General features: G+C 65.3%; 20 protein-coding genes. 11 read left to right on the top strand and 9 right to left on the bottom strand.

Annotation, left to right across the window (positions count from 1 at the left end):
• The first annotated feature begins 22 nt into the window (after nucleotides 1–22).
• The gene (gene phnE / locus LJE63_17175) at nucleotides 23–820 is read left to right on the top strand and encodes a phosphonate ABC transporter, permease protein PhnE (GenBank protein MCG6908339.1); all 798 of its coding nucleotides are present in this window, start codon (nucleotides 23–25) and stop codon (nucleotides 818–820) included.
• Nucleotides 798–1,373, top strand: coding sequence for a GNAT family N-acetyltransferase (locus tag LJE63_17180; protein MCG6908340.1), 576 nt, complete (start codon nucleotides 798–800; stop codon nucleotides 1,371–1,373). Before phnE ends, LJE63_17180 begins: the two co-directional genes overlap by 23 nt.
• Here the strand turns inward: LJE63_17180 and LJE63_17185 are convergent.
• The 9 genes from LJE63_17185 to LJE63_17225 are packed head-to-tail and all read right to left on the bottom strand — an operon-like array spanning nucleotide 1,307 to nucleotide 8,749.
• Complete coding sequence (locus LJE63_17185) at nucleotides 1,307–2,161, bottom strand: hypothetical protein (GenBank protein MCG6908341.1); 855 nt, start codon at nucleotides 2,159–2,161, stop codon at nucleotides 1,307–1,309. The two genes, LJE63_17180 and LJE63_17185, sit on opposite strands and share 67 nt — an antisense overlap.
• A 19-nt stretch (nucleotides 2,162–2,180) precedes the next feature.
• Nucleotides 2,181–3,365, bottom strand: coding sequence for a phosphonate metabolism protein PhnM (gene phnM / locus LJE63_17190; protein MCG6908342.1), 1,185 nt, complete (start codon nucleotides 3,363–3,365; stop codon nucleotides 2,181–2,183).
• A complete protein-coding gene (gene phnL / locus LJE63_17195) occupies nucleotides 3,362–4,054 on the bottom strand; it encodes a phosphonate C-P lyase system protein PhnL (GenBank protein ID MCG6908343.1) in 693 nt (230 codons plus the stop codon). The genes phnM and phnL overlap by 4 nt, the downstream gene beginning before the upstream one ends.
• A gap of 40 nt (nucleotides 4,055–4,094) precedes the next feature.
• The gene (locus LJE63_17200) at nucleotides 4,095–4,958 is read right to left on the bottom strand and encodes an ATP-binding cassette domain-containing protein (GenBank protein ID MCG6908344.1); all 864 of its coding nucleotides are present in this window, start codon (nucleotides 4,956–4,958) and stop codon (nucleotides 4,095–4,097) included.
• The gene (locus LJE63_17205) at nucleotides 4,955–5,866 is read right to left on the bottom strand and encodes an alpha-D-ribose 1-methylphosphonate 5-phosphate C-P-lyase PhnJ (protein MCG6908345.1); all 912 of its coding nucleotides are present in this window, start codon (nucleotides 5,864–5,866) and stop codon (nucleotides 4,955–4,957) included. Before LJE63_17205 ends, LJE63_17200 begins: the two co-directional genes overlap by 4 nt.
• 23 nt (nucleotides 5,867–5,889) lie before the next feature.
• On the bottom strand, nucleotides 5,890–6,993 hold the full coding sequence (locus tag LJE63_17210) for a carbon-phosphorus lyase complex subunit PhnI (protein ID MCG6908346.1): 1,104 nt from the start codon (nucleotides 6,991–6,993) through the stop codon (nucleotides 5,890–5,892).
• Nucleotides 6,994–6,997: 4 nt separating this feature from the next.
• Nucleotides 6,998–7,579 (bottom strand): phosphonate C-P lyase system protein PhnH, encoded by a 582-nt coding sequence (gene phnH, locus LJE63_17215; protein ID MCG6908347.1) that lies wholly within the window; start codon nucleotides 7,577–7,579, stop codon nucleotides 6,998–7,000.
• Complete coding sequence (gene phnG, locus LJE63_17220) at nucleotides 7,579–8,067, bottom strand: phosphonate C-P lyase system protein PhnG (GenBank protein ID MCG6908348.1); 489 nt, start codon at nucleotides 8,065–8,067, stop codon at nucleotides 7,579–7,581. Before phnG ends, phnH begins: the two co-directional genes overlap by 1 nt.
• Before the next feature lie 40 nt (nucleotides 8,068–8,107).
• Nucleotides 8,108–8,749: an acetyltransferase gene (locus LJE63_17225; GenBank protein MCG6908349.1), complete on the bottom strand. Its 642-nt coding sequence runs from the start codon at nucleotides 8,747–8,749 to the stop codon at nucleotides 8,108–8,110.
• Nucleotides 8,750–9,063: 314 nt separating this feature from the next.
• On the opposite strand from LJE63_17225, the gene LJE63_17230 reads away from it, so the two are divergent.
• The 9 genes from LJE63_17230 (at nucleotide 9,064) to groL (ending at nucleotide 16,652) form a co-directional block, all read left to right on the top strand.
• Nucleotides 9,064–9,522: a hotdog fold thioesterase gene (locus tag LJE63_17230; GenBank protein ID MCG6908350.1), complete on the top strand. Its 459-nt coding sequence runs from the start codon at nucleotides 9,064–9,066 to the stop codon at nucleotides 9,520–9,522.
• 44 nt (nucleotides 9,523–9,566) lie between these two features.
• Nucleotides 9,567–10,532 carry a serine/threonine protein kinase gene (locus LJE63_17235; GenBank protein MCG6908351.1) on the top strand — a complete coding sequence of 322 codons (966 nt, stop codon included), beginning with the start codon at nucleotides 9,567–9,569 and terminating at the stop codon, nucleotides 10,530–10,532.
• Nucleotides 10,533–10,558: 26 nt separating this feature from the next.
• On the top strand, nucleotides 10,559–11,074 hold the full coding sequence (locus tag LJE63_17240; GenBank protein MCG6908352.1) for a Slp family lipoprotein: 516 nt from the start codon (nucleotides 10,559–10,561) through the stop codon (nucleotides 11,072–11,074).
• Nucleotides 11,075–11,345: 271 nt separating this feature from the next.
• The gene (locus LJE63_17245; GenBank protein ID MCG6908353.1) at nucleotides 11,346–11,870 is read left to right on the top strand and encodes a GNAT family N-acetyltransferase; all 525 of its coding nucleotides are present in this window, start codon (nucleotides 11,346–11,348) and stop codon (nucleotides 11,868–11,870) included.
• A 19-nt stretch (nucleotides 11,871–11,889) separates the two neighbouring features.
• Nucleotides 11,890–13,008 carry a M20/M25/M40 family metallo-hydrolase gene (locus LJE63_17250; GenBank protein MCG6908354.1) on the top strand — a complete coding sequence of 373 codons (1,119 nt, stop codon included), beginning with the start codon at nucleotides 11,890–11,892 and terminating at the stop codon, nucleotides 13,006–13,008.
• 98 nt (nucleotides 13,009–13,106) lie between these two features.
• Entirely contained in the window at nucleotides 13,107–13,772 is a 666-nt protein-coding gene (locus tag LJE63_17255) for an MBL fold metallo-hydrolase (protein MCG6908355.1), read from the top strand.
• Nucleotides 13,773–13,991: 219 nt separating this feature from the next.
• Entirely contained in the window at nucleotides 13,992–14,432 is a 441-nt protein-coding gene (locus tag LJE63_17260) for an Hsp20/alpha crystallin family protein (GenBank protein MCG6908356.1), read from the top strand.
• A gap of 288 nt (nucleotides 14,433–14,720) precedes the next feature.
• On the top strand, nucleotides 14,721–15,008 hold the full coding sequence (gene groES / locus LJE63_17265; GenBank protein ID MCG6908357.1) for a co-chaperone GroES: 288 nt from the start codon (nucleotides 14,721–14,723) through the stop codon (nucleotides 15,006–15,008).
• Nucleotides 15,009–15,026: 18 nt separating this feature from the next.
• Nucleotides 15,027–16,652, top strand: coding sequence for a chaperonin GroEL (gene groL, locus LJE63_17270; protein ID MCG6908358.1), 1,626 nt, complete (start codon nucleotides 15,027–15,029; stop codon nucleotides 16,650–16,652).
• The last annotated feature ends 15 nt before the right edge of the window (nucleotides 16,653–16,667 follow it).

The raw sequence follows: 16,667 nt of genomic DNA on the forward strand, positions 1-16,667 counted from the left end.
ATAGCCAGGCAATAAAAATATCATGACCACTGCCAGTCACCCGTTGGAGATCCCGGAAATCACGCTGGGCCGCAAGCTGCTGCGTCTGCTGGGTTGGCTGGCCTTCGCAGCCCTGCTGATGTGGGCCTGGCAGGGGGCCGAAATGCGGCCGCTGGATCTGGTGACCTACCGCGGCAACATGGCCGCCTACCTGGCCGGGTTCCTGTCGCCGGATTTTACCGAATGGCGCCAGTACCTGCACCACACCATCGTGACAATTCAGATCGCCGTTTGGGGCAGTCTGCTGGCGGTGGCGGTCGCCGTGCCCTTGGGGCTGCTTTCGGCCGCCAACGTGGCCCCGCTGTGGGTGCACCAGCCGGTGCGGCGCTTGATGGATGCCTGCCGTTCGATCAACGAGATGATCTTTGCCATGCTCTTCATCAGCGCGGTCGGCCTTGGGCCCTTTGCCGGTGTGCTGGCTCTGTTCATGCACACCCTGGGCACGCTGGCCAAACTCTTCTCTGAAGCGGTGGAGGCCATCGACCCCCAGCCGGTTGAGGGCATCCGGGCCACCGGCGCCAGCAAGTTGCAGGAGATCGCTTACGGGATCATTCCCCAGGTGGTGCCGCTGTGGATTTCCTACTCCCTCTATCGTTTCGAATCCAACGTCCGCTCGGCCAGCGTCGTCGGCATGGTGGGCGCCGGCGGGATCGGCATGCTGCTGTGGGACGCCATTCGCAGCTTCAATTACGCGGCCACCGCCGCCATGCTCATCATTTTGGTGGTGGTGGTGAGCCTGCTGGATCTCGGGTCGGCCTATGTGCGCAAAAAATTCATCTGAAACCGCTTTAAAAACGCCCCTTTCGCCGTCTTCCGCTTCCCAACCCGCCATCCGCCCGGCCACCCTTGCCGATGCCCATGAAATCGCGGCGCTCCTCGGCGAGCTGGACTACCCCAGCCCCGCCGGCCGCGTCCGCCTGCGGCTGGAGGCCATTTTGGACCGCGATGACTACCGGGTCCTGGTGGCCGAAGGTGATCGTGGCCTGGCGGGTGTGATCAGCGTCTGTTGGGGGCTTTGTCTGGAACAGGACGGTCGCTGGGGGCAGATCCTGGCCCTGGTGGTGACCGCGCCGGAACGCGGCAAAGGGCTCGGCGCGCGGCTGCTCGCCCATGCCGAGGCCTGGCTGCGCGCGGCGCCGGTGGCGCGGATCATCGTCACCAGCAGCCAGCGGCGCACGGCGGCACATCGTTTCTATCAAAACCGCGGCTACCGCGCCGACGGCCAGCGCTTCGTCAAGACTCCAGGGGAGGCCGGCGGCGTCCCGCTTCAGATGGACAACAGCGGCCTCAGCGCGGCCAGGATTTCCGGTGCGCCGGCCAGGACCCGCCACTGATCGGGCTGGGTTTCCACGGCCTCCAGACAGCCGCCCGCCTCTTCCAGCAGGATTTTACCCGCCGCGAAATCCCACTGCTTGATACCCTCGTAGATCACGCCCCCCAAAAAGCCTGCCGCCGCATAGGCCAGTTCCGCCGCGGCCGCCCCCAGGCAGCGCCCCTTGCGCACCTGCGGCAGCAGCGCCGCGAGCCTCCGGGTCATGCAGTCCATGACTGCCGGCGTCTTGCCGAAGCTCAGCGAGACGACCGCCTCACGGGTGTCCGTCACCTGACAGGTCCGGATCGGCTGCTGATTTAAAGATGCGCCGCGGCCCGCCACTCCCACGAACATCTCATCGCTGCAGGGCATAAAAACCACCCCGGCCAGTGGTCTGCCATGGGGTCCCGCTTTTTCTGCCTCTCCTTCGGGGGCGTCATCGCCGTTGAGGAAACAAGCGATCGAAACGCAGAAAAACGGCAGCCCGTGCCAGAAGTTGACCGTGCCGTCCAGGGGGTCGATGACCCACCGGCAGGCGCCGTCGCCCGGCAACTCCCCGCGCTCTTCGGTGAGGATCGCATGGTCGGGAAAGGAGTCTCTGATGGTCTCAACGATGGCCTCTTCGCAGTCCCGGTCGGTGCGGGTCTTGACGTCATGAAGCAGGCGCGTGCACTCTACCGGGGCGTTGCGGAAATCCCGCAGCTGGATCTGGCCGGCGCGTCGGGCGGCCGCCAGCGCCGTTGCCACAACGGGTTTGGCCAAGTCGGCCGACAAGCGTGCGACGGCCGAGGACGGGGCTTTGGGGGCCATTTCGTCTCCTTTGGGTAGGTTATTTGCCGACGCCGAAGACCTCGCGGCCGGCCACGAAGGTGCGGACCACCTCGGCCACGCGGCCGTGGTCCTCGACGATGACCAGATCGGCGGCTTTGCCGGTTTCGATGGCGCCGGTCAGGTGGTCCAGGCCTGCGGCGCGGGCCGGGTTGAGGGAGATCATGCGCACGGCCGCGGGCAGATCGAGGATCTTTTCGCGGTGGAGTTGAAGGGCGGCGTGCAGCAGGGACATGGGGGCGTAGTCCGAGCACAGGATGTCCCCCAGCCCGGCGCCGATGGCCTCGCGCCCGGAAAGGTTGCCGGTCAGCGAAGCACCGCGCAGGACGTTGGGAGAGCCCAGGGAGATCAGCATGCCGTGGGCGCGGGCTGCCCGGGCGGCCTCCAGGTTGACCGGAAACTCCGCCAGCGTGACCCCCAGTCGGCCGACGGCGTCCACCTTGTGACTGGAATCGTCGTCATGGCTGGCCATGCGGATGCCGTTTTCCCGGCAGAGTCCGGCCAGCAGCTCCAGGCCGGGCCAATCGATGCGGCGACTGGCGTTCAAGCGGCGCGCGATGAGCCGATCCACGTGCTCGGCCGACAGGCCGCGGGCCTTGGCGTAGTAGGCCCGAAAATGCGCCACATCGGAGAACTGGCCCTGGCCGGGGGTGTGGTCCATGAGGGAGAAGAGGTGGATCAAGCCCTGGCGGATGAGTCGCTTCAAATGGGGCAAGCCTTCGGCGTTGGTGATCTCGTAGCGTGCATGGACGTAGGTCCGCGCGCGGAATTCTCTTTTCAGATCCTGCAGGTGGTGGACTAGAAAATCGGTCATTTCCGCATTGCGGAAGGTGGGCTGTTCATCGCTGCTCAGAAAGCAGAGGCAGTGGAAAATGGCCGTCACCCCGCAGGCCACCAGCTGCCTGTCCAACTCGTGGAGGGCGACGTCGACGGGAAAGCGGCCGCCCGGCCGGGGCTGGATGGCGTTTTCGATGACGTCGCTGTGGATGTCGATGAAACCCGGCAGCAGCAGGCGGCCCTGGCCGTCGATATCCACCGCGGCGGCCGCCGGACTGGGTCGGGTGGTGATGTCGTCGATGATGCCCCGGGACACTACGACGGTGGCCCCGGGCAGGACCTCGCCGGGCGTGACGACCCGGACGTTGCGGATGATCGTGTCCGGGGTGGCGGTCTTGTTGCGCATCATACGTGGGGCTCCTTCGCCGGCATGGCATAAACCGCGTCCATCAGGCGGTTCATAATGGATCGGTCATGGAAGATGGCGATCATGGTGGTGCCTTGGTGCTTCATCTCCATCAGCAGCTCCAGCACGACCCGCATGGCCTCGGGATCCAGGGAGGCCGTCGGCTCGTCCAGCAGCAGCAGACGCGGCGGGCGGATAACGGCCCTGGCCAGGTTGACCCGCTGCTTCTCCCCGCCGCTGAAGGTGGCCGGATAGGCATCGTGCAGGCGGGCGTCGATCTTGAGCCGCGCCAGGAGCGCGCCGGCCTGCTTGCGGGCCTCGGCCCGGGGCACCCCGGCATTCACCAGGGGCTCGGCCACCACGTCGCGCGCCGGAACCCGCGGCAGCACCGAGAGAAACTGGGTCACGTAGCCCATCTCCCCGCGCCGCAGGGTCAGTACCTGGTTCTCAGGCAGGTCGGTGAGACAAACGGGCCCAAAGGCTTCGGATTCGTAGGCGATGCTTCCTGAACAGGCCCGGTAGGTGCGGTAGATGCACTTGAGCACCGAACTTTTGCCGTATCCGCTGGGGCCGGCAAGGCCCATGGCGTTGCCGGCCGACACCGAAAATGAAACGCGCCGGAAGCCGATGATCTCTTTGCCGTTGAGGGCATGGGATACGAATCGTTTTTCCAGGTTTGCGACGTTCAGCATGGGGCCGCTCCGGGGCCTGAAAGGTGTTTCGCAGCGATTTTCAGAGCGCCGAATTCACCAGCAACTGGGTGTACGGGTGCTGGGGGTCTTCGAGGATCTGGTCCGACAGGCCGGACTCTACGATGGTGCCGAAGCGCATCACCAGGGTGCGGCTGGTCAGTAGACGGATCACCCCGAGGTCGTGGGAGACCACGATGGTGGCCACCCCCAGCTCCTGCTGCAGCGACCGGACCAGGTCCAGCACCCGGGCCTGGACCGAAACGTCCAGGCCGGTGGTCACCTCGTCCAGCAGCAGCAGCGCCGGACGGGTGGCGAGGGCCTTGGCGATTTGCACCCGCTGCTGCATGCCGCCGGAAAAATTCCGCGGCGGTTCGTTCATTCGCGCCACCGGCACCTCGGTTTGGGCCAGCAGGTTGGCGGCCCGCCGCTGCATTTTCCCCACATGGCGCCAGCCGGCCATCAGCAGCCGCTCGGCAATGTTGCCGCCGGCGCTGACCTTCAGGCGCAGGCCCATGCGGGCATTCTGGTAAACGATGCCCATGCGCTCGTTGCGGATCCGTCGCCGGTGGAAGGCGCTGAGGGCAAAGAGGTTTTGGGCGGGGTCGATTTGCAATTCGCCACCGGGAATCGGATTCCCGTTCAGGTTCAAATGAAATCGTCCTCCGGTGGGTTCGAAATCGAAATGCAGCAGGCGCACCACGGTGCTTTTGCCGGAGCCGCTTTCGCCGACGATGCCCAGCACTTCGTTAGGGTAGAGGTCGAAGGAGACCTCCCGGCAGGCCAGGACCGATCGGCAGCGGGGGCATTGGTTGACCCCCCGCACAGCCCCGGTGAGATCCAGGCACGCAGGGCATCCCGGGCCGTAGCGTTTGGTCAGATGGCGGACCTGGAGAACCGGCTTCACCCTCTTTTCTCCTCCGGCGACGGGGTTTCCCGGTCCCCCCTGCGGCGAATCTTGTCGCAAAAGGCGGTGTCCGAGCAGCTATAGACGCGCCGGCCTGTCTTATCGTCGACCACCTCGTCCAGAAAGGTTGTGGCGGCACCGCAGCGCTCGCAGCGCCGGCCGTCAAAGGCCTCGACCCGAAAAGCGAAGTCCTCGAAGGCCAAGGGTTCCACCCGGGTGTGGGGGGGGACGGCGTAAATCCGCTTTTCCCGGCCGGCGCAGAAGAGCAGCAGCGCTTCGCCCCGGTTCAGCTTGGGCACATCCCAGCGCGGAATGGGGCTGGGGTCCATGAGGTGGCGCCGGTTGACCATCACCGGGTAGCGCGCGCCCACGGTGATCGCCTTGAATTTCACGATGTCTTCGTAGAGGTAGAGCCACATGCGGCTGTAATCGGCCTCGGCATGCATCCGCCGGGTTGTGCGTTCCGACGGCTCCACCAGGCGCAGGGGCTCCGGGATGGGCACCTGAAAGACCAGCACCTGGTGGGGGCGGAGGGGCTCCTCGGGAATCCGGTGGCGGGTCTGGATCAGCGTGGCGGCGGCGGTGTCGGTGGTCAGGGCCGCGTCAGTCACGCGCTTGACAAACCTTTTGATGTTGACGGCGTTGACGCTGTCGTCGGCCCCCTGATCAATGACCTTGAGCACATCCTGCGGGCCGATGAGCGCCAGCGTCAACTGCAGACCGCCGGTTCCCCAGCCGCGGGCGATGGGCATTTCGCGCGAGCCGAAAGCCACTTGGCAACCGGGGATGGCCACGGCCTTGAGCAGCTTGCGCCGGATTTCGCGTTTGGCGCCCTCGTCCAGAAAGCCGTACGCATACCGGTCGCCCTCGGTGGGCAGGCGATCGCGCCAGTCGGCCGGCGGCGGCATCGGTTCAAGCGGCACGCTGAGGGTCATGAAAGGGGGTCCCGGGCCGATGTCTCTTCGGCCTGAATGTTTCGCAGCCGATCGAGTTCCGACTGAAAGGTGACGTAATGGGGCAGTTTGTAGTGATTGCAGAAGCCCATGGACTCGATGCCGTCCACATGGGTCAGCACAAACTCCTGGTCTTCGGACGGCGCTGCCGGCTCCGGGGCGGCGATGGCCCGGTCCAGGACGGCCATGGCGATGGCTTTGGTTTCGTTGTGGCCGAAACACAATCCGTAGCCGAGACTGAAGACCGCCGGCCCGCCGTCATCGGCGATGCGTGAGATGACCTCGGCCTCGGTCACCAGAATTTCGCCGATGGTCTCCACCACGCCGCTGACGGGGTTTTTGTAGGGCACCGGCAGGTACCCCACCCGCAGCTCACCGATCACCGGGTGGACCGACCCGTAGCCGCGCATGTTGGAGTAGGCCAGTGCCAGCATGCCGCCGGTTTCGCCCCGCGCAAGGCTTTGCAGCTGGGCGCTGCGCGCAGCCGGGAAGGTGAGGGCCTGGCGGGTGATATCCACCAGCGGCTCCTCCTTCCCGGAAGACGCCGGGCGGGGTGCCAGCAGGCCCTCGCGCCGCAGCATCTCGACCACCTTGGGAAAGCGCTCGGGAAGCGGCGCTAGCGGCGCGGTGTCTTTTAAAAGCTGCGCAACCGCCTCTCGCGTGCGGGCCGACGATTCCGCCTGCAAATCGAAATCCAGCAGCCGCAGGGTGTAGTCCGAGGTCGGGCCGAGGAGCTGCCCGCCGGGGATATCCTTGAAGGCCGCGGAAATGCGTCGGATCAGGCGCATGGCGTCGGTGGCGATGGGCTCGGCATACCCCAGGCGGGGGAGGGTGGTGCGGTAGGCGCGCAGGATGAAGGCGGCCTCCAAGGTGTCGCCGGCCGCCTGCTTGAAGGCCAGGGCCGCCAGATCCGGCGCGTAAAGCGACCCCTCGCCCATCACCCGGTCCACCGCAAAATGGAGCTGATCGCGGATCTGGGCCGGCTCCAGCAGATTGGAATCCCCGCCGGCGCGACGCACCAGGCTGAATTGCGCGGCATTTTCGATGGCGGCGGCCCCGCCTCTGACGGCCACATACCCCATTGTGTCACCCCACCTGAATGCGCGTTGAACGCGGCAGCCCCATCAACTCACCGCCCGGTCGCACAAAAAAGGCATCGACGCCCAGGGGGTAGTCGGCGTTGACGGTCATCAGCGCCTGGAACTCGGCCGGCGGGACTCCGGGCATCTCCGGCGGGATGCCGTCGGGCCGGGCGATGCCCGGCCCCCGGAGCCGCACCTGCAGGCGTTGCGAAGCGTCCGCCGCCCCGCCAGCCAGACAGTAGACCAGGGTCGCGCCCTCCTCGGGGGCTTCCAGCCGGCCATGTTTGGCGCGCGCCGCCGCCTCTTGACCGCGGGACCCGGCGATAAAAAGGTAGTCCGCCTTTTCCGGCACCTCGGGGCGCCCCTGGGTGGCCCCCACCAGGGCCGCCTGGAGGGCCCGGGCGTTGCCGCCGCCGATCACGCAAAGGCTCACCTCATGGTCCAGCAGACAGCCCCCCACGGCCAGGATCGCGGCGAAAGGCGCGGCGGCCTCGATGCCGCCCAACCGGACCAGACGGCCCGGCCGGCTCATGGCCTCCAGCAGGATGCGGAAGTTCTGCTGGTTTTTTAAGATCTCGGCATCCATCAAGGCCGCTTCTCCGGCGGGTCTCCCAGGGAGCCAAAGTCCACGGTCTCTTTTTTCATGGACGTGAAGCGCACCCGGGTGGCGGCGGCCAGCCGGGACATCCGCGCCTCCCGCTGGCCCTTGGTTTTCTCCAGGCGTTCGACCAGATCGCAGATCCATTCACGCATCGATGCCCCGCCTGCCTGCGCGGCGGCCTCAACCGCCGCCAGCAGCAGGGCGCGCTGTGGTTCCTCACCGCAGATCACGCCGCAGCCCACCTGCCCGTCGCAAACCACCTGGGCTTCGCTGACCAGCACTTCCCCCAGATGGAAGGACGTGTCGAACGGGTCGCGTGCGCTGGCCATCAGCAGGCCGGTGTGCGGCGCGCGCCGGATGCGGAAGCGCCCCGAAGCCCAGAGCCGGTCGAGGAGCGCCTCCACCTGGCCCGTCTCGGCCGCGGAGATCACCCTGAGCAGGCGCGTTTTGAGGTCCCCGGCGGCTTCGGGCATTCTGCGGCGGTCTCCGGCCCCCCCAGCTGCGGCGGGGGGATCAGGCGAAGGCTTCAAGAAATTGCTCCAGGTTCGAGAAGTGCTCAAAGCGCGCTTCCAGGGTTGCCCGGTTCCAGTCCCACCAGGCGATGCGCATCAGTTTGTCGACCACATCCTGGCTGAAACGCATCCGCAGGAAGCGGGCCGGCACCCCGGCCACCACCTGGTAGGGCGCCACATCCCGGGTCACCACCGCCCCGGCTGCCACCACCGCCCCGCTGCCGACCGTAACGCCGGCCATCACCTGGGCCCCGGCGCCGATCCAGACATCATGGCCGATGCGGCAGGATTGCCTGCGGCGCCACTGGAAAACCGCATCGTCATCGGTCCCCGCAAAGCCATACCGCCGTCGGCGGTAGGTGCAGTGATGTTGCGTCACCCGGTGCATGGGATGATTGCCAGGGTTGATGAAAACGTGGGAGGCAATCGAGCAGAACTTGCCTATTTCGGTGTAAATGACCACGCCATCGGATCCGGCCAGGTAGCTGTAATCCCCTAGCCGGGAGGCCAGCACCGTCCAGTTGGGTCCGATATCGGTATAGCCGCCGATTACGGAGCCGCGCACCTGGGCGGCGGCGTGCACCTGGGGCGCCGCATCGGCCGCCGCGACTTCGATATCCCCGAGGTCTTCTGCTGTTTCCATCATCCTTACTTCTCCTTTGAGACCACTATCCACGGCAAAGATTTGGCGGGGATTAGAATTGGGTTAGAAATTTGGTCAGGCCCGACCGATGTCGATCAAAGGCCGCTGCGGCCGAGGGTGACCACCAGCGGCCAGTCGGGTGCCGCCCGAACCTTCCGGGGCGGACCCCGCCGACTGCGGCCGCCCCTCGCCACAGGGCTTGAAAAAAAAACCGGCGGGGGCTAAAAGAGCCTACGGTAGTTGGCCGGCGCAATGGAAACGGGCCGCCGCCCCCCCTCTACCTTACATGCCGCTTTCGGAAAGGAACCTTTGCCGTGAGCATTTGGAAGGTGCCCGGCCCCATCGACCTGGCCGTGCTCAACCTCTCTTCCCGCAACACCCTGGTGGCGCACCTGGGCATCGAGATCAGCGCCGTGGGCGATGACTGGGTTCAGGCCAGCATGCCGGTGGACCACCGCACCCATCAGCCCATGGGGCTGCTGCACGGCGGGGCCTCGGTGGCCCTGGCGGAAACGGTGGGCAGCGTCGCGGCCAATCTGGCGGTGGCCCCCCCGCGGCGCTGCCTCGGCCTGGAGATCAACGCCAACCATATCCGCAGCGTCCAACGGGGGGTGGTCACGGCCGTCGCCCGGCCGATCCAGATTGGGCGCAGGATCCAGGTGTGGGACATTCGGATCGCCGACGCGGAGGACCGCACCGTCTGCGTCGCGCGTCTGACCATGGCGGTGGTCACCCCCCATTCAGCGGCCGACCCACCATCGGAACCGGTTTAGGCCCGCCGCTGGAAACCTTCAGCAGAGACCAGATCAAGGCTCGCATGGACCATTTTTCACAATTGACCCCCGATCGCTTTCTGCCGGCCCTGGAAGAGTCGCTGGGGACCCGGCTGACCGCACTTGCCCGCCCCCTCAACAGTTACGTCAACCGCGTCTATGAGGTCCAGACGCCGGACAAGACCGCCTACATCGCCAAATTCTACCGCTCCGGGCGCTGGTCCCAGGCCGCCTTGCAGGACGAGCACACCTTTATTCAGGACTGCGCCGAAATCGACATTCCGGTGGTCTGCCCGCTTCGGCTCAAAAACGGTGAAACGCTGGGGCGTTTGGGCGGGATTTTCTTTGCCGTCTTCCCCAAGCGGGGTGGGCGCGCCTTCGACATCGAGCGCGAGGAGAGCTGGGTGCGGGTGGGCACCCTGCTGGGCCGGCTGCACAACGCCGGCCAGAAAAGGCGGGCCGCCGCGCGGCTCGAGCTGACGCCGGAGGCCACCACCCGCCGTTATGCGGCCCAGCTGGTGGCAGAGGCGGTCACCGAATCCTACCGCCAGAAGTACGGCGACATTTGCGCGCGCATCATCGACGCCTTAACGCCCCGCTTCGAGGGGCTGGAATCCATCCGGCTGCACGGCGACTTTCATGCCGGCAACATCCTGCAGCGCCCCGGCGAGGGGTTGATGGTGATCGATTTCGACGACATGCTGAACGGCCCCGGCGTGCAGGACCTCTGGCTGCTCCTGCCCGACCACTATCCGGCCAGCGAACGCCACCTGCAGCTGCTGCTGACCGGCTACCGCCAGTTCCGCGCCCCGGACCACCGCTGGCCACTGCTGATCGAAGGGCTGCGGGCCATGCGCATGATCTACTTCACCGCCTGGTGCAGCCTGCAGCGCGGGGATTACCAGTTCCAAAGCAAGTTCCCCGACTGGGGCAGCGACCGCTTTTGGGCGCGGGAGGTCCAGGATTTGAGAACCCAGTACGCCTACATGCTGGAGGCGGCGGGCGGTTGAGGTCGGCAGGGAGGTGAAAGGGGGCTATGCAGCTTTTGAGAGTGCTCTTGATGCTGGCGGTTGCCGCCGCCAACGTTTCGTGTTCGGTCATTTCAAGCGGGATCCGGGCCGAGGCCGAACCCCGGGCGGCTTTTGGCGCGCTGCTGGAAAACCCCGACGCCTTCAGGGGCAAAACCGTGATCCTGGGCGGCTATATTCTCGATATCCGCGTCGACGGCGACCGCAACCTGCTGCGCGTGCTGCAGGCGCCGCTGATCATGCGCGACGAACCGGCGGTGCGCTCGGATTCCCAGGGCCGCTTCTGCCTCGTGCAGCAGGGGTTTTTGGAGCCCGAAATTTTCCAGCCGGGCCGCAAGATCACCGTCGCCGGAAGGGTGATGGGGATGGAGGCGACGCCCCACGGCCCCTGCCTGACCCTTGAAGCCCGCGAAATCCATCTGTGGCAGGTCAACCCCTACCGTGATCTGCCCTACTACCACTACGACGAGTGGGATTATCCGTTCTTCATCCGCCGCCGTTTTCGCGGCTATCATGACCGCTGAGGGCCGCGCCGCGGCGGTTCGCCTGCGCCCCCGGCGGGACCGCTGCACCCCCTGTGCGTCTGCCGGCGGCTGAAGCCCGCGGTTCTGATTCCCCTCGCCTTCGGCCGGAGCTGCCGGCCCGTCCATTTGGACTTGACATCGGCCTTCGCCTGTCGATATTGACACCGGGTGCCGGGAACCCGCCCACGGCAGGCGGGCTCCACGGCCATGTCGGGATCAATGCAAGCGAAAGGAATACGAGCGGCCTGGCCCCCGTGCGCCAAGCCCTGTTATGGAACCCACCGCATCCAAAGCAATCCAGGCGCCGCATCCGCAGGTGAAGATCCGCGAGATGGAAATCGACGACATCGCCAAAATCTTTCACCTCGGCGAGCAGCTCTTCGAAGCCGGCAGCATGCCCAATCTCTACCGGACCTGGGACGAGTTCGAGGTCACCGAACTCTACAACAGCGACACCGAAAACTGTCTGGTGGCCGAACTGGACGGTGAGCTGATCGGCTTTGCCCTGGGCACGACGATTTCCAAATCCAATTCCGCCTGGAAATACGGCCATCTGGTATGGCTGGGGGTCGATCCGCGCTGCCAGCGGCTGGGTGTCGCCGAGAAGCTCTTTTTCCGCTTCCGCAGCATCATGCGCCGGCAGGGCGTGCGGATGCTGATCGTGGACACCCAGGCCGAGAACCTCTCGGCCCTGCGTTTTTTTCGCAAAATGGGGTTCGGCAACCCCAGCCAGCACATCTACCTGTCGCTGAACATGGGGGGCAGCCAGCATGCCCGCAAGAAACCAACCGCCTGACCCGCCGGGTGCAGACCGGATGCCGCCCCCGGCGGAAGCCTTTCAACCCCGCCGGCTGCGCCGGCTGCTGGGTCGGCTGATCGACATCTACAGCCCGTCGGGCAAAGAGGGCGACATCCTGGCGTTTATCCACGGCTATCTCAAACGCCGGGGGCTGCCGGTGGAGCGCCAGGAGGTGGACGAACACCGCTGCAACCTGCTGGTGCTGCCCGTCGGGGCGGCGCCGCGACTGGTGATGCTGGGGCATGTGGACACCGTTCCGGCCTACGATCTGGACCATTTCGCCAGCGTGGAGACCGATGGCCGCATTCGCGGGCTGGGGGCCGCCGACATGAAGGGTGGTTGTGCGGCCATGATCGAGGCTTTCGTGGCCTTCCTTGAAAAAAGCGGTGGGATGCCCCCGGCCGCCCTGGCCCTGGTGGTGGGCGAGGAGGAGGACGGCGACGGGGCCGCGCGCCTCATCCGCGACCACCATTTCCCCTGGGCGGTCATCGGGGAGCCCACCGATCTCACCCCCTGCCTGAGCCACAGCGGCTATCTCGAACTCCAGGTGCGCACCCGGGGCAGGCGCCGGCATGCCTCCCTTTCCAGCCGCAACGAGAATGCCGTGGCCGCGATGCTGACCGCCATCCTGGCGATGACCCGCTATCTGGAGCAGGCCCAGCCCGATATCGTCTACAACATCCGCGACCTGTTCAGCGCCCGGGCCGGTTTCGTCGTTCCGGAGCGCTGCGAGGCCTGGCTCGATCTGCACCTGCCGCCGTCGGCGGCGATTGCCGAGGTGGCCGCCGACCTGGAGGGGATTTTCTGCCAGAGCGGGGGCAATTGCAACGGCGGCCAGCGGGATTTTCGCATCACCACCATTGATGCCGGCTACAGCCTGCCCCACAAGGGACCGGTGGCCGAGACCCTGGCGGCGATCCTCGCGGCCCGCGGCCTGCCCGCCGAGCCCAGGGTCTTTCGCAGCCATTCCGACGCCAACCAGATCTGGGCCGCCGGGATCAAACCCGTTCTCTTGGGCCCCGGCCGGCTGGAGCAGGCCCACGTCCCCGAGGAGTCGGTCTCTTTTGGGAAGGTCTGCCAGGCGGCCGCCATTTACCACGATATCCTGACCGCCGCCGCCGCCGGCCGCTGGTAGGCGCGGCCCGCAGGCTGCCGGGCGCCTTCCGCCCGCGGTGGTGAACCATTTGCCTGGAGCGCCATGACGCCTGCCGTACCCTCTATGAGGAAGACACCATGAAACCCTCCCCGATTGTGCGCCAGATCACCCTGGGCGAATATCAGGTGAACACCTACCTGGTGGGCTGTCCCCAGACCCGTGAAGCGGTGGTGATCGACCCTGCCGGCGAACCCCAGACCATCATCCGCCAGGCGGCCGCGGACGGCCTCACGATTCGCCTGATCCTCAACACCCACGGACATGCCGATCACGTTGCCGCCAACCGAGAGCTCAAGGCCCTGCTCAAAGTGCCGACGGGCCTGCATGAGGCCGACGCCCGGTTTTTTGCGGACCCCGCAATCAGGGCCCGCACGGAAGCGGAGCTGGGGCTGCCCGCGCCCGACCCGGCCGACTTCACCTTCGTCGACGGGGAGCGGCTGAAGGTGGGCACCCTCGAAATCGAGGTGCTGCACACCCCCGGCCACACCCCCGGTTCGGTCTGCTTTCGGGTGGCGGACAACCTCTTCACCGGGGACACCCTGTTCGTGGGGGACGTGGGCCGCACCGACCTGACCGGCGGCTCCCTGGAGACCCTCCTGAAATCGCTGGAAACCAAGATCATCGGCCTTCCGCCGGAAACCGTGGTGTGGCCGGGGCACCCCTACGGCGACACCCCCAGCTCCACCATCGCCCGGGAGCGGGAAGAAAACCCCTACATCACCGATTTCATCCTGGCGCCCTGAGCCGCTCCCCCACCTGGAAAGCCGGACCCTTGCCACCGATCCGCGGGTCGTTTTTGGAGCCGGCTGTTGGCGCAAGCTTCATTACCCAAAGAAAAAAAATAAAAAGGTAATATTTTTAATTCTTTTTTTATATATTGACATGAAGGCTGCGGTCATTAACTTTGGGTTCAAAAGAAACCGATATACGGGGCTGGCGCCCCACGAACAAGGAGGTATCGCATGAACCTGGTAAAATGGAATCCCTATGATGAGATGACTGGCCTTCGGCACCGCTTCAACCGGCTTTTGGAACCGCGCCTGCCGTCCCTCTGGAACCTGGAAGCGACGGCGGCCGAAAGCTGGCGCCCGGTGGTGGACGTCTATGAGCAAGACGACGCCTACATCATCAAGGCCGAACTGCCCGGCGTCGAGAAAAAGGACATCAGCGTTGAACTGAAGGGTCGCACCCTGGTGGTCAAAGGCGAACGCACCTCGGAAAACGAGGTCAAGGAGGGCCATTACTATCGTCGCGAGCGGACCTTCGGCAAATTCCAGCGGGCCTTCAGCCTTCCCGAAGCGCTGGAGACCGACAAGATCAAGGCCGAATTCAAGGACGGCGTACTCAGACTCACGGTTCCCAAGCGTGAAGAGGTCAAACCCAAGCAGGTGACGGTGCACTGATCCGCGGGGTGGCCGCCGATCAGGTTCTTTCCCGGTCCGGGGCGGTCGAAAGACCGCCCCGCATCTTTTTGGGGCTTTGGCAACCCCCAAAACCCGTCCCGACATGCCACCGCAAAAATCCAGATCCAACCGCTTGACAACCCCCCCATCGTGCTTAAAAGTTATCTCGCTCCGCGCAGGTCGGAGGATCTTGTTGCGATGCGCCTTGCTGCGTCGAAACTTGCGGGGTGCGCCCCAAGCGACCCTCAACCTTTTTCTCACTCACTTTTCACAGGAGGTTCAACACCCATGAAGATCAAACCTTTGAATGACCGCATCCTGGTTCGTAGACTCGAGGAGGAACAGAAGACCGCCGGCGGTATCATCATTCCGGACACGGCCAAGGAAAAACCCCAGCAGGGCGAGGTTGTGGCTGCCGGTCCGGGCCGGATGAACGACGACGGCAAGCGAACGCCCTCGGAGGTCAAGGTCGGTGATCGGGTTCTGTTCTCCAAGTATGCCGGCACCGAAATCAAGGTGGACGGTGTCGAGCATCTGTTCATGAAGGAAGACGACATCCTGGGAATTCTCGGGTAAGCATAGAAGGAGGGTCCAATGCCTGCAAAAATGTTAGCTTACAGCTCAAAGGCCCGTGAGCACATGCTCAAGGGCGTCAACACCCTGGCGGATGCCGTCAAGGTCACGCTGGGCCCCAAGGGCCGCAACGTGGTGCTGGAAAAGTCCTTCGGCTCGCCGCTGGTGACCAAGGACGGCGTCACCGTCGCCAAGGAGATCGAACTGGCAGAAAAGTTCGAGAACATGGGCGCCCAGATGGTCAAGGAGGTCGCCAGCAAGACCAGCGATGTCGCCGGCGACGGCACCACCACAGCCACCGTCCTGGCCCAGGCGATCTACTCCGAGGGGCAGAAGCTGGTGGCCGCCGGTGCCAACCCGATGGCCATCAAGCGGGGCATTGAAAAAGGGGTGGCCGTTGTCGTGGCGGACCTTAAAAGACTGGCCAAGCCCACCAAGGACAAATCCGAGATCGCCCAGGTGGGGTCGATTTCGGCCAACAACGACGCCATGATCGGCAACCTGATCTCCGAGGCCATGGAGAAAGTCGGCAAGGAAGGCGTGATCACCGTCGAAGAGGCCAAGGGGATGGATACTTCCCTGGAGATCGTGGAGGGCATGCAGTTCGACCGTGGCTACATCTCGCCCTATTTCGTGACCGACGCTGAAAAGATGCAGGTCTCCCTGGAGGAGCCCTACATCCTGCTCAACGAGAAGAAAATCTCCAACATGAAGGACATGCTGCCGCTGCTGGAGCAGGTGGCCAAATCCGGCAAGCCGCTCTTGATCGTGGCCGAGGATGTCGACGGCGAAGCCCTGGCCACCCTGATAGTCAACAAACTGCGCGGCACGCTGCACGTCGCGGCGGTCAAGGCCCCCGGTTTCGGCGACCGGCGCAAGGCCATGCTGCAGGATATCGCGGTGCTCTGCGGCGGCCAGGTGATCTCGGAGGACATCGGGGTCAAACTGGAAAACGTGACCCTCAACGACCTGGGGCGCTGCAAAAACGTGAAGATCGACAAGGACAACACCACCATCGTCGACGGCGCCGGCAGCCGCGCCGACCTGGAGGCCCGCATGCGCCAGATCCGGGCCCAGATCGAGGAAACCACCTCCGACTACGACCGCGAAAAGCTCCAGGAGCGCCTGGCCAAGCTGGTCGGCGGCGTGGCTGTAATCAACATCGGGGCGGCTACCGAGACCGAGATGAAAGAGAAGAAAGCACGCGTCGAGGACGCTCTCAATGCCACCCGGGCGGCCGTCGAGGAGGGGGTCGTGCCCGGCGGGGGAGTGGCCCTGGTGAGCTGCATCCCGGCCCTGGATAAGGCTGAGGCCAGCGGCGAGGAGAAAAACGGCATCGAACTGCTGCGGCGCGCCCTCCAGGAGCCCCTGCGCCAGATCGCCATCAATGCCGGCTTTGAGGGCTCGGTGGTGGTCAACCAGGTGCTGGACGGCAAGGACGATTTCGGTTTCAACGCCGAAACCGGGCAGTTTGAAAACCTCGTGGCCGCCGGCGTGATCGATCCGGCCAAGGTGGTGCGCTTCGCCCTTCAGAACGCCGCTTCGGTGACCGGCCTGATGCTGACCACCGAGGCCATGATCACCGAAAAGCCCCAAAAGAAGAAGGCCGCCCCCGCGGCCTCCGAGATGGACGAAGACATGTATTAACCGATCGCACACCGG

The sequence above is a fragment of the Desulfobacteraceae bacterium genome (genome assembly GCA_022340425.1).
Lineage (GTDB): Bacteria > Desulfobacterota > Desulfobacteria > Desulfobacterales > JAABRJ01 > JAABRJ01.